Annotated in this window: 18 protein-coding genes and 2 pseudogenes; 12 read left to right on the top strand and 8 right to left on the bottom strand. The window is 56.6% G+C overall.

Going from position 1 to position 20,385, the window contains the following annotated elements; genetic code table 11:
* The first annotated feature begins 189 nt into the window (after positions 1–189).
* Both J4E00_RS28140 and J4E00_RS28135 read left to right on the top strand, forming a co-directional pair.
* A complete protein-coding gene (locus J4E00_RS28140) occupies positions 190–681 on the top strand; it encodes a hypothetical protein (RefSeq protein ID WP_208178695.1) in 492 nt (163 codons plus the stop codon).
* 137 nt (positions 682–818) lie between these two features.
* Complete coding sequence (locus J4E00_RS28135) at positions 819–1,094, top strand: hypothetical protein (protein WP_208178694.1); 276 nt, start codon at positions 819–821, stop codon at positions 1,092–1,094.
* 194 nt (positions 1,095–1,288) lie between these two features.
* Here the strand turns inward: J4E00_RS28135 and J4E00_RS28130 are convergent, their stop codons facing one another.
* Positions 1,289–1,771 carry a hypothetical protein gene (locus J4E00_RS28130; RefSeq protein ID WP_208178693.1) on the bottom strand — a complete coding sequence of 161 codons (483 nt, stop codon included), beginning with the start codon at positions 1,769–1,771 and terminating at the stop codon, positions 1,289–1,291.
* 1,302 nt (positions 1,772–3,073) lie between these two features.
* Here J4E00_RS28130 and J4E00_RS30365 point away from each other — a divergent pair.
* Positions 3,074–3,196, top strand: a pseudogene (locus J4E00_RS30365) (transposase); the annotation flags it as partial.
* Between the two features lie 113 nt (positions 3,197–3,309).
* On the opposite strand, the gene J4E00_RS28120 reads toward J4E00_RS30365, so the two are convergent.
* On the bottom strand, positions 3,310–3,507 hold the full coding sequence (locus J4E00_RS28120; protein WP_208178692.1) for a cupin domain-containing protein: 198 nt from the start codon (positions 3,505–3,507) through the stop codon (positions 3,310–3,312).
* A 180-nt stretch (positions 3,508–3,687) separates the two neighbouring features.
* On the opposite strand from J4E00_RS28120, the gene J4E00_RS28115 reads away from it, so the two are divergent.
* Entirely contained in the window at positions 3,688–4,344 is a 657-nt protein-coding gene (locus tag J4E00_RS28115; protein WP_208178691.1) for an NAD(P)-dependent oxidoreductase, read from the top strand.
* On the opposite strand, the gene J4E00_RS28110 is transcribed toward J4E00_RS28115, so the two are convergent.
* Entirely contained in the window at positions 4,324–4,962 is a 639-nt protein-coding gene (locus J4E00_RS28110) for a hypothetical protein (protein WP_208178690.1), read from the bottom strand. The genes J4E00_RS28115 and J4E00_RS28110 overlap by 21 nt on opposite strands.
* Positions 4,963–5,463: 501 nt before the next feature.
* Here J4E00_RS28110 and J4E00_RS28105 point away from each other — a divergent pair.
* Both J4E00_RS28105 and J4E00_RS28100 read left to right on the top strand, forming a co-directional pair.
* Positions 5,464–5,949 carry a hypothetical protein gene (locus J4E00_RS28105; protein ID WP_208178689.1) on the top strand — a complete coding sequence of 162 codons (486 nt, stop codon included), beginning with the start codon at positions 5,464–5,466 and terminating at the stop codon, positions 5,947–5,949.
* 34 nt (positions 5,950–5,983) lie between these two features.
* A complete protein-coding gene (locus J4E00_RS28100) occupies positions 5,984–6,289 on the top strand; it encodes a hypothetical protein (protein WP_208178688.1) in 306 nt (101 codons plus the stop codon).
* 458 nt (positions 6,290–6,747) lie between these two features.
* Here J4E00_RS28100 and J4E00_RS30360 read toward each other — a convergent pair whose 3' ends face one another.
* On the bottom strand, positions 6,748–6,954 hold the full coding sequence (locus J4E00_RS30360) for a nucleotidyl transferase AbiEii/AbiGii toxin family protein (RefSeq protein WP_410779769.1): 207 nt from the start codon (positions 6,952–6,954) through the stop codon (positions 6,748–6,750).
* A gap of 248 nt (positions 6,955–7,202) precedes the next feature.
* Here J4E00_RS30360 and J4E00_RS28090 point away from each other — a divergent pair, with 248 nt between their 5' ends.
* Positions 7,203–7,541: a transposase gene (locus J4E00_RS28090; protein ID WP_208178686.1), complete on the top strand. Its 339-nt coding sequence runs from the start codon at positions 7,203–7,205 to the stop codon at positions 7,539–7,541.
* Between the two features lie 113 nt (positions 7,542–7,654).
* Positions 7,655–9,166, top strand: a complete 1,512-nt coding sequence (locus tag J4E00_RS28085) for a T9SS type A sorting domain-containing protein (RefSeq protein WP_208178685.1) — start codon at positions 7,655–7,657, stop codon at positions 9,164–9,166.
* Between the two features lie 453 nt (positions 9,167–9,619).
* Here J4E00_RS28085 and J4E00_RS28080 read toward each other — a convergent pair whose 3' ends face one another.
* From J4E00_RS28080 to J4E00_RS28070, 3 genes are all read right to left on the bottom strand, one after another.
* Entirely contained in the window at positions 9,620–9,865 is a 246-nt protein-coding gene (locus tag J4E00_RS28080) for a hypothetical protein (RefSeq protein WP_208178684.1), read from the bottom strand.
* 175 nt (positions 9,866–10,040) lie between these two features.
* Complete coding sequence (locus J4E00_RS28075) at positions 10,041–10,619, bottom strand: hypothetical protein (protein WP_208178683.1); 579 nt, start codon at positions 10,617–10,619, stop codon at positions 10,041–10,043.
* Between the two features lie 74 nt (positions 10,620–10,693).
* Positions 10,694–11,839, bottom strand: a complete 1,146-nt coding sequence (locus tag J4E00_RS28070; RefSeq protein ID WP_208178682.1) for a hypothetical protein — start codon at positions 11,837–11,839, stop codon at positions 10,694–10,696.
* Between the two features lie 177 nt (positions 11,840–12,016).
* Between J4E00_RS28070 and J4E00_RS28065 the strand changes: the two genes are divergently transcribed.
* The 3 genes and pseudogenes from J4E00_RS28065 to J4E00_RS30355 all read left to right on the top strand — a co-directional run.
* A complete protein-coding gene (locus J4E00_RS28065) occupies positions 12,017–12,634 on the top strand; it encodes a T9SS type A sorting domain-containing protein (protein ID WP_208178681.1) in 618 nt (205 codons plus the stop codon).
* Positions 12,635–13,272: 638 nt separating this feature from the next.
* Entirely contained in the window at positions 13,273–16,230 is a 2,958-nt protein-coding gene (locus tag J4E00_RS28060) for a chondroitinase-B domain-containing protein (protein ID WP_208178680.1), read from the top strand.
* Positions 16,231–16,624: 394 nt separating this feature from the next.
* Positions 16,625–16,723: pseudogene (locus J4E00_RS30355) on the top strand (hypothetical protein); the annotation flags it as partial.
* Positions 16,724–17,973: 1,250 nt separating this feature from the next.
* On the opposite strand, the gene J4E00_RS28055 reads toward J4E00_RS30355, so the two are convergent.
* Positions 17,974–18,849 carry an AraC family transcriptional regulator gene (locus J4E00_RS28055; protein ID WP_208178679.1) on the bottom strand — a complete coding sequence of 292 codons (876 nt, stop codon included), beginning with the start codon at positions 18,847–18,849 and terminating at the stop codon, positions 17,974–17,976.
* A gap of 129 nt (positions 18,850–18,978) precedes the next feature.
* Between J4E00_RS28055 and J4E00_RS28050 the strand changes: the two genes are divergently transcribed.
* The gene (locus J4E00_RS28050) at positions 18,979–20,352 is read left to right on the top strand and encodes a sugar porter family MFS transporter (protein ID WP_208178678.1); all 1,374 of its coding nucleotides are present in this window, start codon (positions 18,979–18,981) and stop codon (positions 20,350–20,352) included.
* Positions 20,353–20,385: the final 33 nt, after the last annotated feature.

Raw genomic sequence — 20,385 nt, 5'->3', positions numbered from 1 at the left:
CGGGTTCGCCTTTTCCGTAGCGGGCGTTTCGGGGCGGCAAGCGACACTGGAATATAGGGCCAGCCACGCGGCAGCGCGCAGTAGCTACTTCATAAAGCTGCTAACGAAAAAGCCTGGCTTTGGGCCGGCACGGACCAACGGGGGAGCTTACTGGACGGTATAGCATCCTGCACTGCCCTTGTTTTTAGGATGAAATACTGGTTGCTCCCGTCCCTGTGGCTTGCCGTGGGCTACCAATCGTCCGACGCGCCGACGTCCCTGAATGAAGCGGTGGCGGCCCACCTGCCAGCACAGCACTCGCCCCGCCAGTTACCAGCCGTTGCGCCGGGGCACGTGCGGAAGTGGCGGCAGGTAGACGACGCCCCTCTGGCCATTCTGCAGGCCCGCGCCCGCGAATTTTTGGTGAAAACGCGGTGGCTGTGGGCCCACACCGAGCGGTATAGCACCTTGCCTGACCAGTACAGCGACAGCACCGCTCGTCTTCTGGACAGTTTGCTTGATAATGGCATAAGATTCAATAAGATTGCATCCAAGTACGACGCCACCCGCCGGGGCACGCAAGTGGCGCACACCTGCCAGCTGCGCACGGCCACGGGAAAGCTCGTGTACGACAGCGCCCAATTTCTGGTGCCGCGCCGCGGGCCGATGGTGCAGCTGCTTGGGCTCCGGCCGCTGTTCTGAAAAACAGGCTTCACAGCGCGGGTAAATAACTAACCAACAAGATATTGCTGCCTCAACCACTAACGGTTCACTCCATGACGCACGACGAAATACTACGCACCTGCACCTGAGACCAATACTACTTCACCAGCATCACTGTGGAATCCACCTTGTTTGGCTATTCGGTCCAGGTGTGGTTCCTGCCTGAATTCGAATCGGGCCGTGCCATTACCGAGCGCATAGTTGCCGTGCTGAACGACTTTTTGGCCCTCGCGCCGGATGAGCTGCCCACTATTAAGCAGTTGCTGTGGGCCGATTGCCGGGATGATTCCGAGAACATCAACTACGGCTTCGGCCCCGATACCGACGAACTCGAACTGCGCACGGAAAAGTATACGTTATCCGGACGGGCTGGCGGGGGTATGCGTTCCTAGCCGATACACCGCCCGGTGTTCTGGCCGGCCATCGCAAGCCGCTAGCAGCCCGGTCAGCAGGAAAAAACACGTTCGTGCCCTCCTTTGAAATGCAACATGCGCTGGGTTTGTAGGCCTTCGTTCAAAATCGTTGCCAGCTGATGAGCGCGTCTAGGATTGGGCCTGGCGGTGCGGCGCAGGTGCCCACAGAGAGGCTAGTGCATGCAGCCAAACCAGACGCTTGTGCGCTTGGCGTAGGCGGTGGGGTAGGCGCGCTGCACACGAGCCAATGTCTGGTGCAAGGCGGCTGAATTGGGCGGTACCAGAGCGGCTACCACGATGTAGTAGCCTTTGGCAAAGCCCGCATAGCCGTCTGAAAACTCGATGGAGAGGTAGTCGCTGTTCTCAGCTCCGCCCTGGCCTCGGGGCGTGTAGCAGGGGTATTCATAGCCACCTTCCACGCAGACGGTTTTGCTGGCGCTCAGGCCTAGCTCTTTGTTAGGCTTGTAGCCGGCCAGCTTTAGGGGCCGGCCCAGCTTGGTGGCTGCCTGTCGAGCCCCCGCAAGCGCCGCCGCGTAGTCGCGGGTGCTTTGCAGAATAATAATGTCCTTCGGCACACCCACGTTATAATCCGACTGTGCCAAAGCTGGTCCAGCCGCTATTAGTGAGTTGAAAATCGATAAAACAATAAACCGCATCGCGCAAACTTTGGGGGTTAATTAGCCGCTACTCAAGTTGCTCGAGAAACAAGTAGAGAGGGGCATGTTTGTTTAAGCTGTTGCTCTTAAGCTTACGGCTTAGCTAACTACCAGCAGCTTACGACTGACAACCGCCTTCCGTTGCCCCAGTGCGCAACTGCTGACGGTAGGTTGCGGTACTATGTGTTGCGATAGAGCACGGACTACATCGGCTGACGCTACCCGTCCGCGAAGGCTCCTTCCGCCTGCTGATTACCCTTACCGGCTACAGCCTGCTGCTTTAGCAGCGAGCGGCGGGTCCTTGGCAAACCCAGCTGCATCTGGAATTGCGCCCCCTGGCCGACTTGCTCGCCCGGCACTACGGCCAGCACGTCAAAGACATCGACTTACCCGCCCCAGTGGAATTGCGCGCCGGGTCGGGCGTTTCTGCACCTGTTCGTCTCATCGCTGAATCAGCGGGTAGTCGAATACCGAATGCAGTACGCGTACGCGGCCGAGGGGCTACTGGAAATCACGTTGTAACGGCCGCCCGGCAAGCTGCTTTTAATCACCCACCAACCGTTTAGCTTTCTTTGTCTCTTTTGGTATGAGTAAAATCTGTTTGCTTCTATTTCTTGTTCGTCTTGCGCGAAGGCACAGCACCTCCGCAACACCGAGCCTGTGAAGGTGATTGACTACCACGTGTCCATATTCCCGCACAGCAAGCGTATATACAACGGCGGATTTGTTAGCTAACGCGGCCCGGTATTCGATAATCAGGAGGGTGGACGCAGCTAAGGTTCGGTGGTAACCGTCCGCCATTTCGGCGATAGTATCCGCAAGCAAGTCGGTATAAAAAAGTCCTTACGGCAAGGCAAATTGTGCTATTTTATACTCAGTTTATTATTTATAATCACTTATTCACTAGTACTGTTTCAGCTATTCTCCAACAACTTTCGTAGCAACTGCCGCTTCAGTTTTAGCCGATTTTCAGCATTTGTAACTGCTACTCGATGCACCGTAAACGTAAGAAGTGAGAAGGCAACCCTCATTTATATTGTCGAAAGTTGCCGAGAGTACGGGTTAAAAATACCTCGAATCACTTTTTGATACAATGAGCAGCTAATTATACTTCCGGTGCCAAAAGCAACAAGATTCACCACTCTCTATACGCAACTATACAGCACAACCGGATTGGAAAAACCTTCTGTTTTATGCTTTTTTTGACTTTTATGCATGTAATGTTGCCACAAAACAGACGCTAGGTTGTCTCAGAATTGACGGTGGCGCGCCTACGCCTCAAACCTATACGCCGACCGCTATAAGGGCGAACGCTTCTTTGGACGACTCAAAGAGGTCAGAGGCTTGGCCACACACTACGACAAGACGGCTGCGTCATTTCTTGCCTCGGCCCACCTGCTCGCCGCCCTCGATTGGCTACGTTAACTGTCCACACCCTGGGAAATCCGGTTGTTTCTACCTTACATTCTCCTCTAAACGTTACCACACGCAGTTGCTGGAATTGCAAGTAACTGCGTGTGGTGTTAAGATGGCAAAATTCATTCGCCAGCCTGCACCCATAATGGCTCAGCCACGCCTTCGACGGCCAGCCAGCACGCCCCCTTCACCACCGCGTAAAACTTGAGGCTTCCCAGGTGCGGGCCAAATGACAGGCACCATTCGCCCCCCGCTGCGAAGCCGCCATACAGATAGCTGCGGATTTTGAGCAGCGCCAACACGTCAGACAAGGCATCCATAAGGGGCATTTTTGTACGATGGCAAATATACTTTGAACGATGACGCATCCACCGTACAAAGCAAGGTGAATAATTTTGCTATCACTTAATACTTAGTGAAACAGGCTCGCCCTGCGCCGTTTGTTGCGCTAAGAACGCCCAGCGATTGATTTCACAACACGCCACTTGTTACAAAACGACATGATGAAGCCAACCTACACCTACCTCATCTTTGGTGGTACGGGCAGAACCGGAAAACACTTTATTGAACTCGCGCTTCGCGAGGGGCATCGCGTGAGAGCCTTGGTTCGAAACCCGGAAAAACTGGAAATAAAAGACACTAACTTAGAAGTAGTCGTCGGCACAATTCTGGATTATGAGCCGCTGGATACCCTGCTCACTGGGGTAGATTTTGTAGTGAGCATGCTAGGCGATGCTCGCCGGCAGCAGCAGGAGAACGTCAACACGGCGTTTGTCAAACGATTAATCCCCGCGATGCGTCGCCAAGGCGTCAAGCGTTTCCTCTACCAGGCAGGGGGATTTACCCGACCTTACAAGCAAGCCCTACCATTGATGAGTTGGTTGCTAAAACACACGCTCGTGCGCTTCTCCGGCCTACTGGGGCAGCACCGGGACAATGAAGCGGTGCTGGCTTACTTGGTAGAGGAAGCGATGGACATCGAATGGATGGTACACCGGGCGAGCCTGTACGGCGACAAACCCTCCCAGGGAGCGTTGAAGCGGTCCGAAACGAAGTTCAATATCGCCTGTTTTGTGGACTGCGCCCACTATAGCTACAATCTCTTAAGCGATGCGTCAGCCATTCACTCGTACGATTTAAGTTATTACCAACATTAAGGCAAATTGCCGGGTGCATTGTGAGGTGGGATGGCATTTCTGAGAAGCATATGGACTTATCCTGCGTTTGATTCGGTGAATCAGTTGCTTGGGATTTATGCATCTTATCCATTGCATTTTCAAGCTGATAAACGAAGCGCGTAGCAAGTGAGCCGTGTAGCCGGAGCTTAAGTATTGCTGCGTTATGAGGTTGATGTACTTCGTCGTCATCCGGCGGGTGGTGAGCCACTGGTTTTTGCGCAGGGAAACAAAGACGTACCCTTCGGTCCGGTTCAACAGCCGCCGCCACGCCTGAAGCGAGCGGATGGGGCACAGCTGAGGGTCGGGCGAGTAGAAAATGGCCTTTTCCTCGGCCTGGCCCAACTGGTTAGTTTTGCTCTTGTCCAGCGAAACTACGAGTCCTTCCTCATCGAAAGCCAAGTCCTCGATGTTGAGAACTCCGAGTTCAGAGTGGCGAAAGGGGCCTGTGAAACCCAGAATCAGTAGGACCCTATTGCGCAGCCCGGTGGGCGTGCTAACATCAATGCCCCGAATGGTCCGCTTGAAATTGTCCAGCGAAAAAGCGGCGGCCTGCTTGATGCGCGTTTTCTTTTCCCAAGCAATGCCCTTGAGCAGCACCTGATTTTTTTGTCGGCCGTGGGCGAATCCAGGCCTGCCAACTCGTGGGCCTTGGCGATGGCTGCGGCGTGGTGCTGGATGGTGGCAACCTTTTTGCCAGCGTCGGCCAGTTCGGTCAGAAACCCGGCCAGGGCTTCGACTGGCGCGGGCATGGATTTCAACTTATGCAAGGTGCAACAACTCGTGAAGCGCTTCCAATCGTTAGCGTAAGCGCGAATGGTATTGGCCGCTCCGTGCAAGCCGGACTCGACGTATCGACGGGTCGACGGGTCGGTTCGACTAGGTGAGCCGCCACCTGCGCGGTCGATGAAATAGGGACGATGGGATATTCGCTCACGGTAGCTATATAATATAGGAGTAAAACACCCGAAAATGGTTAGGTTTTGCTCACACAGAATAAGGAACGATAATTGAACATTATCAGTCGCTATTAAATGCAGGCTTTACAACCTGATAAGTTAAACCTCCTCATACCTTTGTCGTCCGCAAGACGTCGTGTTGTTGAAACTAGTATCCAGTGACCCACGCAAGTGGAAAGGCATGGACTTGGCGCTTGCACTGGAACTAAGCACCTCCGAAGTATCCGATTCGTTGGCTCGCTGTCGCTACAGCCGCTTATTGAGCGCCGACCCGCAACGGTTCTCAGTGCGCGGTCACGCGTTGCGCAAATTGCTGGTTCACGGCGTGCCGTACATCTTTGCCGCGCATCCTGAACCCCATGGCCGCGGCATCGTCACGGGCGCCAGCGCGCCGCCACTTAGCCAAACGTTCGGACCCGAGCCAGCTTACGTCTGGCCCGCTGCTAGTGGCGAGGTCTGGGGAACCATTGTTGAACCCTTGTATGCGGGAGCGCCCGCAGCGGCAAAACGCGATAACCGGCTCCATGAATTGCTGGCGTTGGTGGATGCGTTGCGGTTAGGCCGCCCGCGGGAACGGGCAGTCGCCAGCCGCTTGCTGAAAGAGTACATCCCATTATCCCCTGCATAGCATGCCGAGTCAGCTACGTAATCTTCCGCTCCTAATGGCCGTTGCGCACGCCCTGGGCCACCTGCGTGACCGGGTCGTATTTGTGGGCGGCGCCACGGTGAACCTCTACAGCACGGCCACCGGTCACACGCCGGAACTGCGTACGACGGACGACTTGGATTGCATTGTTGAACTCACGCCGCAAAGCGTGGTCGCGTTCCACCGACTCGAGGTAGAGTTGCGGGCCTTGGGCTTCACAAATGATGCGGATGCTCAATTTATTGGCCGCTGGAAATCTCCCACCGGCCTTGTCGTGGACATGATTCCCACTCAACCCATCCTAGGGTTTAGCAATTCGTGATACCCCGCGGGTTTTGAACGGGCGGTACCATACGAACTCCCGGATGGGACCAGCATTCGCATCCTGAGTGCACCGTACTTTTTAGCGACCAAACCGGTGGCCCTACGCAGCCGGGGCTAGGAGGATTTATGGACCAGCCAAGACCTGGAAGACATTGTGCACGTGGTTGACAACCGCGTGGCCCTGGCAAGCGAAGTTTCGAATGCAGCCCCCGCGCTGGGCACGTACGTTCGCGAGCAGGTAGCCTTATTGCTTAGGTGTTCTGAATTGCTGGATGTGTTGGAGGGCGTGCTGCCGTCGGGCTCTGCCTGCGAGCGAAAGTATGAGATAGAACGTCGTTTACGGCAGCTCTCGAAGCAAATGTGAACTACTCATTTGTTGTTCTTAAGGAAGAACAACAAATGAGTAGTTCACATTAAAAAAGGGCTCTGCCTGCGAATGGTTGACAAGTGAGCTAATCAAGGACGGCAGATAACCACCGATAGCGGATACGCTGCTCCACGTAGAATGCAACAGGTAAATAAACTGCGTGTCACGTCGTCGGTCAGACCCAAGTCCACGTCCTCGGAAAAGCGCTGGACCAAGCCATTGGCTTTTGAGAGCACTGTGCCTGTTTTGAGCACCACAAAGCCCCGGTACGGGGAGTCCGCCAGCGCCCGCAGCACATTGTTGACCCAATAATCTTTCTCGACGAAAGCCTCTGGTAGGTACAGGGCCCAGGCAGTGGACCGCCTCGGGCGTGCGGGCTCGGGTGCTGGCCGCCGTGCAACAGGACGACGCCTTGCACACGCTGTTAGTGGACTTGACCACGGTGAGAGCGCGCCAGCATGCGAGCGGGGTCCGCAAAAAAACGGGCCGCAAGCCCTCAGGCGCCGTCGCGGCGGCTTGACGACGAAGGGGCACACAGTGGCTGATGCCCACGGCCGGTCAGCGCCACGATGCGCCGCAGGCCTTGCCCCTGCTCAACGACTTGGCTCCGGCCTACCGAATTTCCGACCGTAGCGACGATTCCGCCCCGCTCGTGGCTGTCCTGACGGCCCGCGGCACCCAAGCCGTGATTCCGCCCCGGCGCAAGCGCCGGAACCCGCACGCCTACGACGCGGCCCTTGATGCCCAGCACCACCCCGTCGAGCGACTGTTCCGCTCCCTCAAGCAATTGCGACGCGCGGCCACGCGCTACGATAAGTTGGATGCGCATTTTCTAGCCTTCATTCAACTGGAGGCAACTGTGCTCTGGCTACGCGACGGTTAACACTCCCTAATATTTACCCGGATTATCGCATGCCGGTGGGTCTGGTTTTCAAAGTGCTATCCTATGGGGCATAATTATTGCCGGATTGCCAGTAAACTTTCCTTTTCAGCCTTATGCTCATTACTACTCGTGTTTCTATTGTGGCAGCCCTGTTTACAGTGCAGGCTACGTTGTTTAGCTCAGCACTTTGTGCGCAGCAACTCGACCCCGGTTTTCATGCGCCGGTGTTTGCACCGCTGCCGCTGTATGCCACGCCATCGGTGATAAAAGTGGTGCGGCAGGCCGATGGGCGCTACATCGTGGCGGGAAAGTTTCAGTCCGTGGATGGCCACGTGACCGACTGTCTGGCCCGCCTGCTGGCCGATGGCCGGGTCGACACAACCTTCGCCTACCGCCCGGCGCAGGCGGTGCAGGCACAGGGTGGGTGGTCGGCTCTGGCGGTGCAGGCCGACGGCAAGGTGCTAGCTGCGCTATACAGCGCGGCCCCACAGGGGCGGCTGATGCGCTTGCTACCTTCCGGATTGCCCGATGCTTCATTTCAGCCAGCAATGGGCAGTCGCCCCCAGGGGCACCTTTTCAGCGACATAACGGTGCAGCCCGATGGCAAACTGCTGTTGGGCGGTACCATCACGGATTCACTAGGTCACAACGGGCTGGTGCGGCTGCTGCCCACGGGCCGGGTCGATGCTTCGTTTAATCCACCCAGTGTGCCCCTCGGCAGCATGGCGGTGAGCATGATGGTGAGCATTGTGCTGGAGCCCAACGGCCGGATTGTGTATAGCCGCAGCTCGTTCGACCTTAGTAACCCAATAACCAGTATGACGCGGCTGCTGGCCTCCGGACGCCCCGATTCTACTTTCGCTTTTACGGTGGCCCCTTTTCCGCAAAGCATACAGATTAGCAAGGTGGTGCGCTGCCCAAATGGCAGCTATGCGTTGGCTGGCTTTTTTTCCAGTAAGGCAGTGGCACGCATTACGTCGTCCGGCGCATGGGACATGGCCTTTCCGTTCTCGGCTAGCTGTTATGCTATTACCATTGGGTTTACGTCGAGCAATCCAATTGGGGGGCTAGCGGTACAGCCCGATGGAAGAATTCTAGTTTCGGGGGCATTGCTCACGCTGGCCACCAATCAAGCATCCATCATCCAAACGTATAGCACGGGTGGCGACGACCCCTCTTTTAACCCCGATTTTATTTATACCCCTTACCAAAGCCCTTACAACCCAACTATTCACAACAACGCCAAGGCATATGACCTGCTGATGGAGCCGAGTGGAAAGCTGCTTGTAGCTGGCGACTTCACCCAAGCCGGCACGGCGCCCCATACTGGGCTGGCGCGCCTATTACCGGCCGCGCCACTCGCTACCCGGGGCGCTGCGGCCAACACAGCCCTGCTGGATGTGTGGCCCGTGCCCACCCACACGACTTTGAACGTACAACTGCCGGCCGGCCCGCTACCACAGCAAGTGGCACTGCTCGATGCGACTGGCCGTGCCGTGCTGGCTCATCGGCCACAATCTGGGAAACTGACCTTTGATACGACCGCTCTGCCGGCCGGTCTCTACGTGTTGCGGGTACTCAATGCCGATGGCTCAGCAGTCTCTCGGCGGGTGGTGCGGTACTAGATATCCTCCGCTTTTGAAGAAGAACATGGCCAGGTCGATGGCCCGACCCTATACCCCGACGATACGCCCGACACGGAGTTTCGGGACCCAGAGTACGACGATATGTTCCCCGATGCGGATGAAGACGCGGGCAGCCAGGAATGGCGGGCGCGTAGTTGCATAGCGTCCCAACGGCCACCCGATTGGTACATTGCCGTGCAGGTACCTCCCATGCTAGTAGTGCCTTATCCCCTGCCCTCTTCCACCACAGTGGGTTTACTCAACTGGACTGCCCGGTCAGAGGCACTTCGCCCATCTATTGGCTGGGCGAGCCGCATTGGGACTGCTACTAAGAGGACGAGCTGGTGCTCATTGAGTCGCTGCCATTTTAGGAGCGCAGCAAAAAGCCCCGGCATAACCGGGGCCTTTTGCGATTGATTGCAGCGTCACGCTGTTGCGTTGCCCATAAGCAAGCTAGTAGCTTACAAGTTGCTTCTCTTTGACCTGAATCCAATCTTTGAAAAAATCGGCTTCGTTGTCATAGCAGAAATCCATCACTAGACGGGCGATGTTAATCAACTGAATCTGCTCGTCTTCACGGTGCAGACGCAGGGTGTATTCCTCATAACGTTTGTACCCCCCTTTGAGGTGAGTGCCGTTGAAGGTAGCCACTACGTAAAAGTCAGTGGCGGAAGGGAGGGTTTGGCTGTTGTTGCCCATATAGTTAAAAGAGGCTGATTTTATGCCTCGAGCCAAACATACACTTCTTCACTACTACGGCGAAAACAAAAAACAGCGTACCCTGAGCCCCCGCCCACCGCGAGCGGGCTTGTTTATGCCCACTTCGTCCGAACCTTGGCGCCAGTGGCCGCGGTGCGGACCATTCCCGCGCCAGTCAATGCACGCCAAGGGCGGCGTGTAAGCCCATGATGCCGCCGACCAGCATCACGAGTCCAGAGAAGGCACAGGCAATGATAAAAAGTACCAGCTTGACGCCCGCAGCGGGGAGAACGCGTAACTGGTCGGCGGGCTCAAACTGCGCCGCGCCGGGGTTGCGCAGCTCGTATGCGCCGGGTGCCAGGGCCTGGAAGGTATCAAAGCGCAGGGTCGTGTCGCCGCTCATGTTGCTGCGCTTGACGTAGCCCCAACTGGGCGGCGTGAGGCGCTGCACCGCGCCGGCGGGCAGCGCCTGCACCTCCAGCACCACGGACGGTAACGTGAACAGCCGCCCCCAGCGGCCCGGCCGGGTGCAGCCCACTTCGTACCGGCCGGGTCGGGTGAGGGTGAAGCGAAACGCGGGCTGCGCCGCTGGAAAGGCAAAGGCGTTTTCGGCGGGGTTGGACAGGCGGAGCACGCCCCGGATGCTGTAAAATAGCCCCATCATGCCCAGCAGGCTCAGCGCAAACAAGGGAATGGCCAGCCACGGCGACAAGGCGGGCGAAGCGGTGGACAGGGCGGCCTCAACAAGCAGCATGGAACAAAAATATGGTTTGATGGCTATAGCAAGAAGTTGAACGGTTGCAGAGTAGGAGCGTGGCCCCGGCCCGGCTAGAAGTTGGCCAAGCGCAGCAGAATCAGGTTGCCGTCGTAAATGGCCGATACATACTTCTCAATCAGCAAATGGTTCTTCTGCATGGCCCGGCCCACCCGGCTGCCGGCTGGGTTGACGGCCGCCGGGGCCCTGCTCAAGTCGCCAATGTTGGCCGCTTCCCAGGCGTCGCTCATTTGCACCCCCCGGTTGGTGGCCGAGAGGGCGATGTCCCCTCTGCGGTCGACCTGCTTCGACTCCACAATGCGGATTTTAGCCGGGGCGGCCACGCAGGGGGAAAAGGTTAGGATGTCAAACCCGTTGTCGCTGCTGTTTACTTTTCCCTCAAAGACCGAGTCACAGCCCATGGACCGCAGAAACAATTGGGCGGCCTGCTCGCTGATAGTGCCCATGGCCGCGTTGTCCTGGTCCCTTTTCGCATCCTTGTGCTGCGCAATATACCCGGCCAGCCCGGGTAGACTGGCCGGCGTAACCACGAGCACCTGGCCGGCTTTGAGCAAGGCCGATACTTTCTTGATTTTCACCTCCTGGTAGGCATTCGGGGCGCTGGCGGAAGGTAGGTAAAACTCCGGAGTAATTTTGACGAGCTGCGTCAGGCGGGCTTCCAGGCTCAGATTGGCTCCCGCCGGGCATTGGCACGGGACGTCCTTCGGCTTCGTAGTGGTTGTCCGGCCTTTCGCCGCAGCGGGCTTCGCCCTGCTCTTGTTGGCCGCCTGGGCCTCCTTGGCGGGCACGCATTTGTTGCCTTGCGCGACGTAATCCTGGTCGCATTCGCACATCGACTCCTGCCACCGAAACTCTGTGCCAGTCGACGCTTCCGACGAATGTGGGGGGCAGGTGATTTCCCCAACCATCGAGGCTTCTACTAAATCATATGCTTCCTTATTCTCGGGGTCTTGGCAGGTGCAGATGACCTGCCCATCATTCCGTAGCTCGGCTTTTACGACGACATAGCCCTCTCGGTGCACCTTCACGTGGTGTTGGCAGGCAGTCATCGCACTCTCTGCTGTCGCCCCATCCCGGTATTGGCAGACCAACTGCTTTGTGTTTTTGACAAGCTGGCGGGGCTTTTGGGCCGCCACAGACTGCGCCAGCAGAAAGAGGAATACCAGAATACTGCTACTGATACGGGCTTTGTTTTTCATTTTTATGTTTATATTTTTTATATATTATAATAAATATAAAATAACTTGATTTTGTTTTAAGCGGACCCGTGACTAGCCCTCCTGCTACCTCGACGACCTCGCCACTCAGGAAAGCACGGGCAAAAAAAGGCGCCCACCCAGCGGGGCTTTTTCACGTCCGCTTTCTACCTTGCCTGCATGGCCCTCCACACGTTCAATCTCCTCTCCGACGAGGTACAGCTGGCCTACGTTTACCGGGAGGGAACGTACCTGGCCCGGCGCTGGAATGACTTGGGAGTGGCCACCGATAACGCCGGCGTATCGGTTTCCCTCTCCCGTACCACGAACGGTGTTTCGACCGATATCGTCCTAGTGCACCAGACGCTGGCCCCAGCGTCTAGTTACACGCTGGCGAACGTGCCGCTGACTTACACGTCAAACGCCACGCCGGATTCGCTTCACATCGAATTTTATTCCGGCTCGGTCCAGACGCCCACGGTCGGCACCGTACTCCTTATTGACGACATTTCTTTCGTAACGCCAACCGCCATGCGGGCCAGGGCGCTCGATGTACCCGTAAGCGTGGCGCTTAATCCCAGTGCCGATGGGCGCTTCGTCCTGCACAGCCCCAAGCTGAGCTTACTGGCGGCCCCCTTCACCGTAACCGATACAACCGGCCGTGTGGTACTACAATCCGCAAAAGCCAGTCCGGCTACTTCCCGGGCCATTGACCTCGGGGCCCAGGCGGCCGGCCTTTACACGCTACAGCTACAAACCGATAAGGGCTTGGTTGTCCGCAAGCTGGTCATGCACTAAGTACAGGTACCACGTTAGAAACAAAAAGCCTCAGCCTATCGCTGGGGCTTTTCCATACCCGCTCCTAGTGACGCAACAGCCGCCAAAGCGCCAACTCGGATACTCAAGAAGCGCCTCCTCAGCAACGGAAGCACTTAAGCCTGACTTCTGCAACAGCTACGCTCCTTTTGGTATTGCCCCACACCGTTTGATGCTCTCCAACAGGACAGAACGCAGACGCCTGCCGGAAATATCCCGCAATCGTTTGATGCGAATTAGTCATCGCCCGGTTTCCTAAAGCCCTCGACCCAAGTCAGCATCTGAGGTGGCCTACTAATTATTATGCTTTATCAAGAATAATAATTTTTCAAGAAAACGTTTCCGGTAACGTTTTCTTGAAAAACATGGAATTCAATGTGCATTAGTTGTGATTTTAATCTTGCTATCAGATGCCTAATCGTGTAGCTTGCCGCAAGCATTAGTCGCAAACCCTTGCACTTGACAGGTGGCAATTATTGAATAAAATCAATAATAACTCCCTTGCTGACCTCCTAGCTTAGGTGCCCCGACCCAGCTTCGGCCCCCTGCTTCCCACCGGACCGTGCTAACCAGCTGTGCCAGGTGCCTCCTCCCAAAATTCCCACCAACTCCACTTTCCAATGAGAGCACAACTTCTCACCTTAACCTTTTGGTTGTCATTCCTTTTTCCGGCCGCTGCCCAGGTCGCAATCAGTACTTCCTTTGAAAGTTCGCAGAACTATTCAGCAGGCACTATCCATAACCAGAACGGGTGGAAAGTGAACAGTGGCAATGGAACCGTTACCGGTACCACGGTGAAAACCGGCTTGCAGTCCTTAACGCTTAGTGCTGCCAATACTGCGCTTTTTGTGGAATTTGTGCCCTATAGTGGTACGGTACCGGGGCTGCAAACTGCGGTGTATGCCGATTGTTGGGTGAATCCGGTCGCCTTTGTTACCAGGGGAATCGCCATCGGTGGGTATGACCAGTATGCGGGCAGTTCCAAAAGGGTCTTTGTGGTTGAATTCACCGAGAACAATCTAATAAAGGCCTATAACGGCTCCTCGGGCACCACTATAGGCGCTTGGGTTGCCAACCAGTGGGTTCGCGTCTCGGTCAAGGCAGATTTTTTGACCGAGAAATACAAAGTAGCTATTAATGGGGTGGTCCTTTCCACCGACTTCAACTTCCGGGAAGCCTACACGCCTACTGCCAGCGGCACCCGGGTGGCCGGGGTGAAAGAGTTGCACTCCCTGCGGTTCAACCATACCGCTGACACGCAGGTTGCTACTTCTGAAGCGGTTATTGATGACCTGTATTTGGGGACGAATCCGATAGCCGATGTGAACTTTGGGGGGGCTTCCACGACCCGGACCATTACGGTTACGCAGCCGGCTTTTGGCACCATTTCCCTGGCCCCGGCCCGGGCAACCTATAACGTTGGCGACCAAGTGACGGCCACGCTTACGCTGCCGCAAGGCTATCAAAACAATGGCTGGACAGGCAGCCTGACCGGTACGACCCTGGTGCAAACCTTCACGGTCACCACCAACATGACCATCGGCGCCGACACGGGGGTTGACCCCATTAATCCTCCGGCGCTTTATACCGTTTCGGTGGCCCAGCCCGCCAACGGCACGATTACCTTGTCGCCCGCTGCGGCCAGTGGGCAGTATTATGCCGGAACCAGGGTTACCGCGACGATTACGACCGAGTCCTGCTATCAGTTCAATGGCTGGACCGGCGCCCTTTCCGGTACCCAGACATCCCAAACCTTTACCGTGACGGCCAACGCCAGCCTGGGGGCCACCATCGCGGTGAACACCACGCCCTCGGTGAAGCGCGTGGTGGCCTCGGTGGCCGATTTCAGGAGCGCCCTCGCGGCCATGAACCCTGGCGATACCATTGAGGTGGCCAACGGCACCTATAACCTGGGGAGTGCCAACATTACCCGGTCTGGCTGCCAACAAAGACCCATTGTCATCCGGGCCAGAAACCAGGGCCTGGCCGTGCTCAGCGGAAACACGACGTTGACCTTTGAGAGTGTTCAGTACATCCGGTTGGAGGGCTTTGCGGTGCGGAGCGCCAGCGTAGGAACGGGTATCAAACTGCTGAATAGCCGCCGCATTACCATTGCGCGCAACGCCTTTGCGCTGACGGAAACCAGCTCCTGCAACTGGATTTACATTGGCGATACCTTTGGCAGCACCGCGCCCTTGAAATCCGGGGGCAATGTGATGGAATACAACTCTTTTGACGGCAAAACCCAGACGGGTAAATACATCGTCTTTGACGGCACCGCTACCCAGCAAAGCCAGCACGACACCGTCCGGTACAACCTGTTCAAGAACAACGGCCCGCGGGCGGTCAACGAGCAGGAGAGCATTCGGGTCGGCGTCAGCGGACTTTCCCCGAGCAGCGGCTTCACCGTAATTGAGCACAACCTGTTTCAGGCATGCGACGGCGACCCGGAAATTGTTTCGATTAAGTCGTGTGATAACATTGTCAGATTCAACACCTTCCAAAGAAGCCTGGGCACAGTAACGCTCCGGCAAGGCCGCCGGAACGTGGTGGAGGGCAACTACTTTTTCGGGGAAGGGAAAACGGGCACTTTCAACGGCTCCACCATTGGCTGCGGGGGCATCCGGGTGTACGGCAAAGACCATCTCATCTTCAATAATTACATGCAAGGCCTGACCGGCTCACGGTTTGACGCGGGCATCACCATCACCAACGGGGACGTCACCAATTCTACCACCAGCCTGTCTTCGCACAATCTGGCCGAGAACGTGACCATCGCCTTCAACACGCTGGTGAACAACCTGTCTAACATCGAAATAGGCTTTACCAACAACGGCAACTATCCCCTGGCGCCCATTAATTGCGTACTGGCCAATAACGTAGTGGTGGAAAATACCAACCCCATTGTGTTGTCGTACGGGGCCAGTTCATTGGCGGGCGTTGCGTTCGCCAACAACTTCATGTATCCCACCGGCACCGCGTCCTTGGGTATTCCGGCCACGGCAGCACAAATCAGAACCGTCAACCCGCTGTTGATGCAGCCAGCCTGTGCGGGGCCCAATTGCACGCAGAGCCTGGCGTATCGCGTGTTGCGGCTAGCCCCGCAGAGCCCGGCCATTGATGCCGCCACTGGCACCTTTGCTTTTGTGTCGCGGGATTTCGAAAATCAGTCGCGCACTGGCCTGAAAGACATAGGTGCAGATGAGTTTAACGAGATTAGCGTCGTGCAGCAGGGGCCTTTAGACGAGCGGCACGTAGGCCCCGACGCCGTCGCGTACCGCTATGAGTACGCGTATCCGGTGGTCAGCTCCGCTGCCTCGGCTACTGTTGGCAAAAACGTTTCGCTCTACCCCAATCCGGCTACCGCAGATTTCACCGTTCATTTTGATTCAGCCCCTGCCAGCGGCACAGTTTTGCGCGTGTTTACGGCTACCGGTAAACTACTGAAAGTCGTGCCTGCCGGGCAGCAGCCTTCGTTTACCGTATCGGTGGAGTCCATGCCGGCCGGCATGTATTACGTGCGGATAGAAGAACCCGGGCAAACGGCTAGCACGCTGCCCTTGGTGGTGATAAAGTAAGGTTATTTTGTAGGTTGGGGAATAGACTGGCCCTGGTCGGTTTTCGAACCGGTTTTCAGCCTCGTCTCCTGAAATGAAGCCGAAAACCGGTTCGAAAGCCGACCAGGGTTAAATGTTTGGTCCAAAGGTTAAACGCATTGCTTGCGAGCATAGCACTTTCAAAATAGGGCTTTCAGCGGCTAGGAAGGCTGGTTGTACGCTTCCCTAAATAGCGGGCCAGTTGAGAGTAGAGAAAGCCGTACTTTCATTACCTGACGATTGACCAATGAAAAAAGGACGATTCAGCGAAGCCCGAATCGTGGTGATTCTGCAACCGCAAGCCAGTGGGCAGACCGTGGCGCACATCGTGCGCGAGCACGAGTTGAGCCAGGCCACATTTTAGGCCTGGAAAAGCAAGTACGCCGGGGCCAGCGTGGCCGAGCTAACGCAGCTTAAGCATTTGGAAGAGGAGAATAAACGGTTGAAACAGCTGTTCGCTGATTTGAGCCTATAAAATCAGGCGATTAACGAGATACTGCGAAAAAAGTAAGCCGCCCTGCGGCGCGGCGCCAGGCAGCGCAGGGCTTGGTAAATAAAGGCTGGGGCCAGCGGCGGGCGTGTGCCCTGGTCGGGCTTGCCCGCAGTGGTTACCACCCGGTGGTACAAAGTCGAAACGACGAGACCGTGCAGCACACCTTGCGGGCGCTAACGGGACGTTACCCCGGCTGGGTCTTCTGGAAGCTGCATCACCGATTACGTAAAAATGAACTGCTCATTAACCACAAACGCACCCTACGCATTTACCGCGCGCTGGCGCTCCACTGCTTGCTGTTCAGTTATGTTTCGTGGCTTCTGCTCACTAGCCTGTTCGGCCTCACCTTGGCAGGAGACTGGGTTCTGGTCCAGCCAGCTCCCTTTCTACGTGCACCCATTCCACCAGACGAATAGCAGGGGAATAACCACAGCAACGCCACTAGGCCCAGGTTGGCAAAGTAGAGGCACCGGTACGTGCTGCCACGGGGCGTTGCCGACGGAAAAGGGCCTTTCGGTGCGAATGCACTGGTTTCAGTAAAGAAAGGCACCCCCAGGAAAAGCGCGGCGTAGGCATAGCGCAGAAAGGGCGTGCAATACCGGTGAGGCGCAAAGGGCTATGCTGAGCAACCCATACACGTTCAAGCCCACTTTGCCGTAGAGGAGCAGGAGGCCAAGGCGTGGATGGGTGGGCATGGGCTGCTAACTATCTTATGACGTTCAGCGAAACGGTCTGAAACGGAAAAAAAGAGCAAATCTCAGCTTCCGGCCATGGAGTTATAAGAAGTTGATAAGACTATAGGGCTCCTATTGGAAGCTCACAACCACCGCCAAGGAAACCGTTTATCCTATCGCGATTTCGATAAGCCAATAGTTAACGAAGCAGTAATTTATTCCGATACCGAACCGTTGACGTAGCTCAGTTTGGTGCTGCTTCGACCATAAGCATGTCCCGGTTCCTCACGCATTTCGGCCACCAATTCGGCCTAAGGAAGGATATCGTTAATATATTGGCCCCGGTTCATCGTCTGAAATATCTGGAGGGGATTACATGAACTCATCTTTCCCGAAGCAAACTGCTGACAATTTGATTTTTTTGCACTTAGAACAATGGAAGCGATGAAAGAGCCGAAATAGCAAACTCTTGCTTGACCTATCCGCCGAGCAAATTCGCCGTTGTTTTGACGTACTTTTCGCAACCTCCCTTATTCTTGTTATTCCCTTGTTCTGCTTTCATGTCCCTGCATGTGCCAGCCGAAACTGCCTAGGCGAGTCACCCATTACTTTGGTAAAAAGTCGGGAAAAATAGTACGCGTCCTCCACGCCCAACTGGTGAGCAATGTCTTTGACCGAGAGGGTGGTGTACAGCAACTGCTGGCAGGCCCTCTGCACCTTGAGCGAGTTAAAAAAAACGATGGGCGGCCGGCCGGTCTGGCTTCGAAATAGAGTTGTGTAGTGTGAGGCCGACAGTCCCGCCTGCCGGGCTAGTTCTGGTACCCTGACGGTCCGCTCCAGGTGTTGATGCATGTAGGCAATGGAACCGGCCACTATCTCGGCGGCAAGCGACGGCTGCGCCACCTGTTGCGCCGACGGGGCCAGTGTGCCCAGAAAATGCGGCAGGTAGAGGCAGGCCTGCACAAGGCCATCGGGGGCGGGTAGTAGGGAGAGTTGCGCAAAAATAGCTTCAAATAAACGCAGCCGTTCGTCGGCAAATGCGATGCTAATTGGCGCTCCCAAAGCACCATTGCACAAGTAGGCGTTGAGTGGCGCTGCCTGCATACCCGCGAAATGCACCCAATAGATGGTCCAAGGCGTGGTGTCATCGGCGCCGTAGCGGTGCGCCGTTTCGGCGGGTAAGATTACCCATTGATTGGCTTTAAGCACATGCCGTCCCTCGCCCCCAATCTGATACCATCCCTCGCCGTGCACACAATAGAGCAGAATATGCTGGGGGCTACCTAGGCGCCTTGCCCGCTTGTGCGAGCGCGCAGCCGGGTAAAAGCCGATGTCGGTCGGGTAAAGTCCCTGGCAGAGGGGGTGTGCGAGCATCTGTGTCAGCAGCGAGGCGGGCATGCTGTAAGAACGCTGCCCCCGAAAGCCGTCTTTCATGCGGTGAGTAAATGATTTTTGCAAACTAAAGATAAGCGTATTGTCCATCTTTTCCGTTGGAAAAGCTATTTGCATGCGCGGGCGTACTTCTCACCTTTGCTTACTTCTCTTGCCTATTCCCACCCATTTATGTCGCACGCTATTCCTGCCCCGCCGGCTCTAGGCGACAGCGCCGTCAACACGTCCTACGTGGTAGGCATCGCATTTATCGCGGCGTTGGGCGGCTACCTGTTCGGCTTCGATTTTGCCGTGATTTCGGGGGCACTGCCGTTTTTGCGGCGCGAGTTTGCGCTCGATGCGTGGTGGGAAGGATTCCTCACAGGCTCCTTGGCGCTGGGCTGCATGGTCGGGTGCTTGGTGGCAGGCCAGCTGGCCGACCGCTACGGCCGGCGGCCGGGGCTGCTGCTAGCGGCGGGCATTTTCGCGGGGTCATCGCTGGCGATGGCATTGGCGCCGGGGCTGGCGCTTTTCGTGGTGGCGCGCTTTGCGGCCGGAATAGGGGTAGGGATGGCCTCAATGCTAAGCCCACTCTATATCGCGGAGGTATCGCCAGCCGCTGTGCGCGGCCGCAACGTGGCCATCAATCAGCTCACTGTGGTAGTGGGCATCTTGGTAACGAATTTGGTCAATTACTTCCTGGCTGACCACGGCCCGGACGCCTGGCGCTGGATGTTTGGGCTCGGTGCGGTACCGGCGCTGCTGTTTCTGTTAGGCGTGCTGTGGCTGCCCGAGAGCCCGCGCTGGCTGGCCCAGGCGGGCCAAGTGCCGCGAGCCGAAGCCGTGTTGCGCAAAATCGGCAACCCCGCCTTTGTGGAAGCCACCCTGGCCGAGTTGGCTGTGCGAGCGAGCAGTGGCGAACCCCGAGCGCGGTTTCGGGACGTGCTAAGCGCCGACGTGCGGCCGGCCGTAGTGGTGGGGGTAGCGCTAGCCGTATTTCAGCAGTTTTGCGGCATCAACGTGGTGTTCAACTACACGAGCACCATCTTCGCGGCGGTAGGTGCCGACCTGAACCGCCAGCTGCTCGAAACCATCGGCATCGGGGTGGTTAACTTGGTTTTTACGCTCGTAGCCATGTTTTTGGTAGACCGGCTGGGGCGGCGGCCACTGTTGCTGTTTGGGGCGCTGGGGCTGACGGTGAGCTACCTGGCACTGGCCTTTTTGCTGCAGACCCACGCCGCGCCGGGGCTGGTGTCGGGGGTGGTGCTGGCAGCCATCGGCACCTACGGGCTCTCGCTGGCCCCGGTGACGTGGGTGGTGATTTCCGAGATTTTTCCGACTCGTATTCGGGGCGTGGCCTCGTCGGTAGCGACGGTCGCGCTGTGGGGCGCCTATTTTGTGCTGGTGTTCACCTTTCCCATTCTCGCTCAAGCCATTGGTACTTATGGGCCATTTTACCTCTACTCGGGCATTTGCCTACTCGGCTTCTTTTTCGTGCGGGCTAAAGTGAAGGAAACCAAGGGGCAGACCCTGGAGCAGCTGGAAGAAGCATTTGCCCGGCACTAATAACGTGTTTAGGTGCCTTAGAAACGCTCATGC

The sequence above is a fragment of the Hymenobacter negativus genome, from assembly GCF_017571495.1.
GTDB lineage: Bacteria > Bacteroidota > Bacteroidia > Cytophagales > Hymenobacteraceae > Hymenobacter > Hymenobacter negativus.
This window is presented reverse-complemented; position numbering and strand designations above follow the sequence as displayed.

What these genes read in the sequence shown, in the direction of transcription:
- J4E00_RS28140 (WP_208178695.1), top strand. Translation starts at nt 190, where the DNA reads ATGAAATACTGGTTGCTCCCGTCCCTGTGGCTTGCCGTGGGCTACCAA.
- J4E00_RS28130 (WP_208178693.1), bottom strand. Translation starts at nt 1,771, where the DNA reads ATGCGGTTTATTGTTTTATCGATTTTCAACTCACTAATAGCGGCTGGA.
- J4E00_RS28120 (WP_208178692.1), bottom strand. Translation starts at nt 3,507, where the DNA reads ATGGATGCCTTGTCTGACGTGTTGGCGCTGCTCAAAATCCGCAGCTAT.
- J4E00_RS28115 (WP_208178691.1), top strand. Translation starts at nt 3,688, where the DNA reads ATGATGAAGCCAACCTACACCTACCTCATCTTTGGTGGTACGGGCAGA.
- J4E00_RS28100 (WP_208178688.1), top strand. Translation starts at nt 5,984, where the DNA reads ATGGCCGTTGCGCACGCCCTGGGCCACCTGCGTGACCGGGTCGTATTT.
- J4E00_RS28090 (WP_208178686.1), top strand. Translation starts at nt 7,203, where the DNA reads ATGCCCACGGCCGGTCAGCGCCACGATGCGCCGCAGGCCTTGCCCCTG.
- J4E00_RS28085 (WP_208178685.1), top strand. Translation starts at nt 7,655, where the DNA reads ATGCTCATTACTACTCGTGTTTCTATTGTGGCAGCCCTGTTTACAGTG.
- J4E00_RS28080 (WP_208178684.1), bottom strand. Translation starts at nt 9,865, where the DNA reads ATGGGCAACAACAGCCAAACCCTCCCTTCCGCCACTGACTTTTACGTA.
- J4E00_RS28075 (WP_208178683.1), bottom strand. Translation starts at nt 10,619, where the DNA reads ATGCTGCTTGTTGAGGCCGCCCTGTCCACCGCTTCGCCCGCCTTGTCG.
- J4E00_RS28070 (WP_208178682.1), bottom strand. Translation starts at nt 11,839, where the DNA reads ATGAAAAACAAAGCCCGTATCAGTAGCAGTATTCTGGTATTCCTCTTT.
- J4E00_RS28065 (WP_208178681.1), top strand. Translation starts at nt 12,017, where the DNA reads ATGGCCCTCCACACGTTCAATCTCCTCTCCGACGAGGTACAGCTGGCC.
- J4E00_RS28060 (WP_208178680.1), top strand. Translation starts at nt 13,273, where the DNA reads ATGAGAGCACAACTTCTCACCTTAACCTTTTGGTTGTCATTCCTTTTT.
- J4E00_RS28055 (WP_208178679.1), bottom strand. Translation starts at nt 18,849, where the DNA reads ATGAAAGACGGCTTTCGGGGGCAGCGTTCTTACAGCATGCCCGCCTCG.
- J4E00_RS28050 (WP_208178678.1), top strand. Translation starts at nt 18,979, where the DNA reads ATGTCGCACGCTATTCCTGCCCCGCCGGCTCTAGGCGACAGCGCCGTC.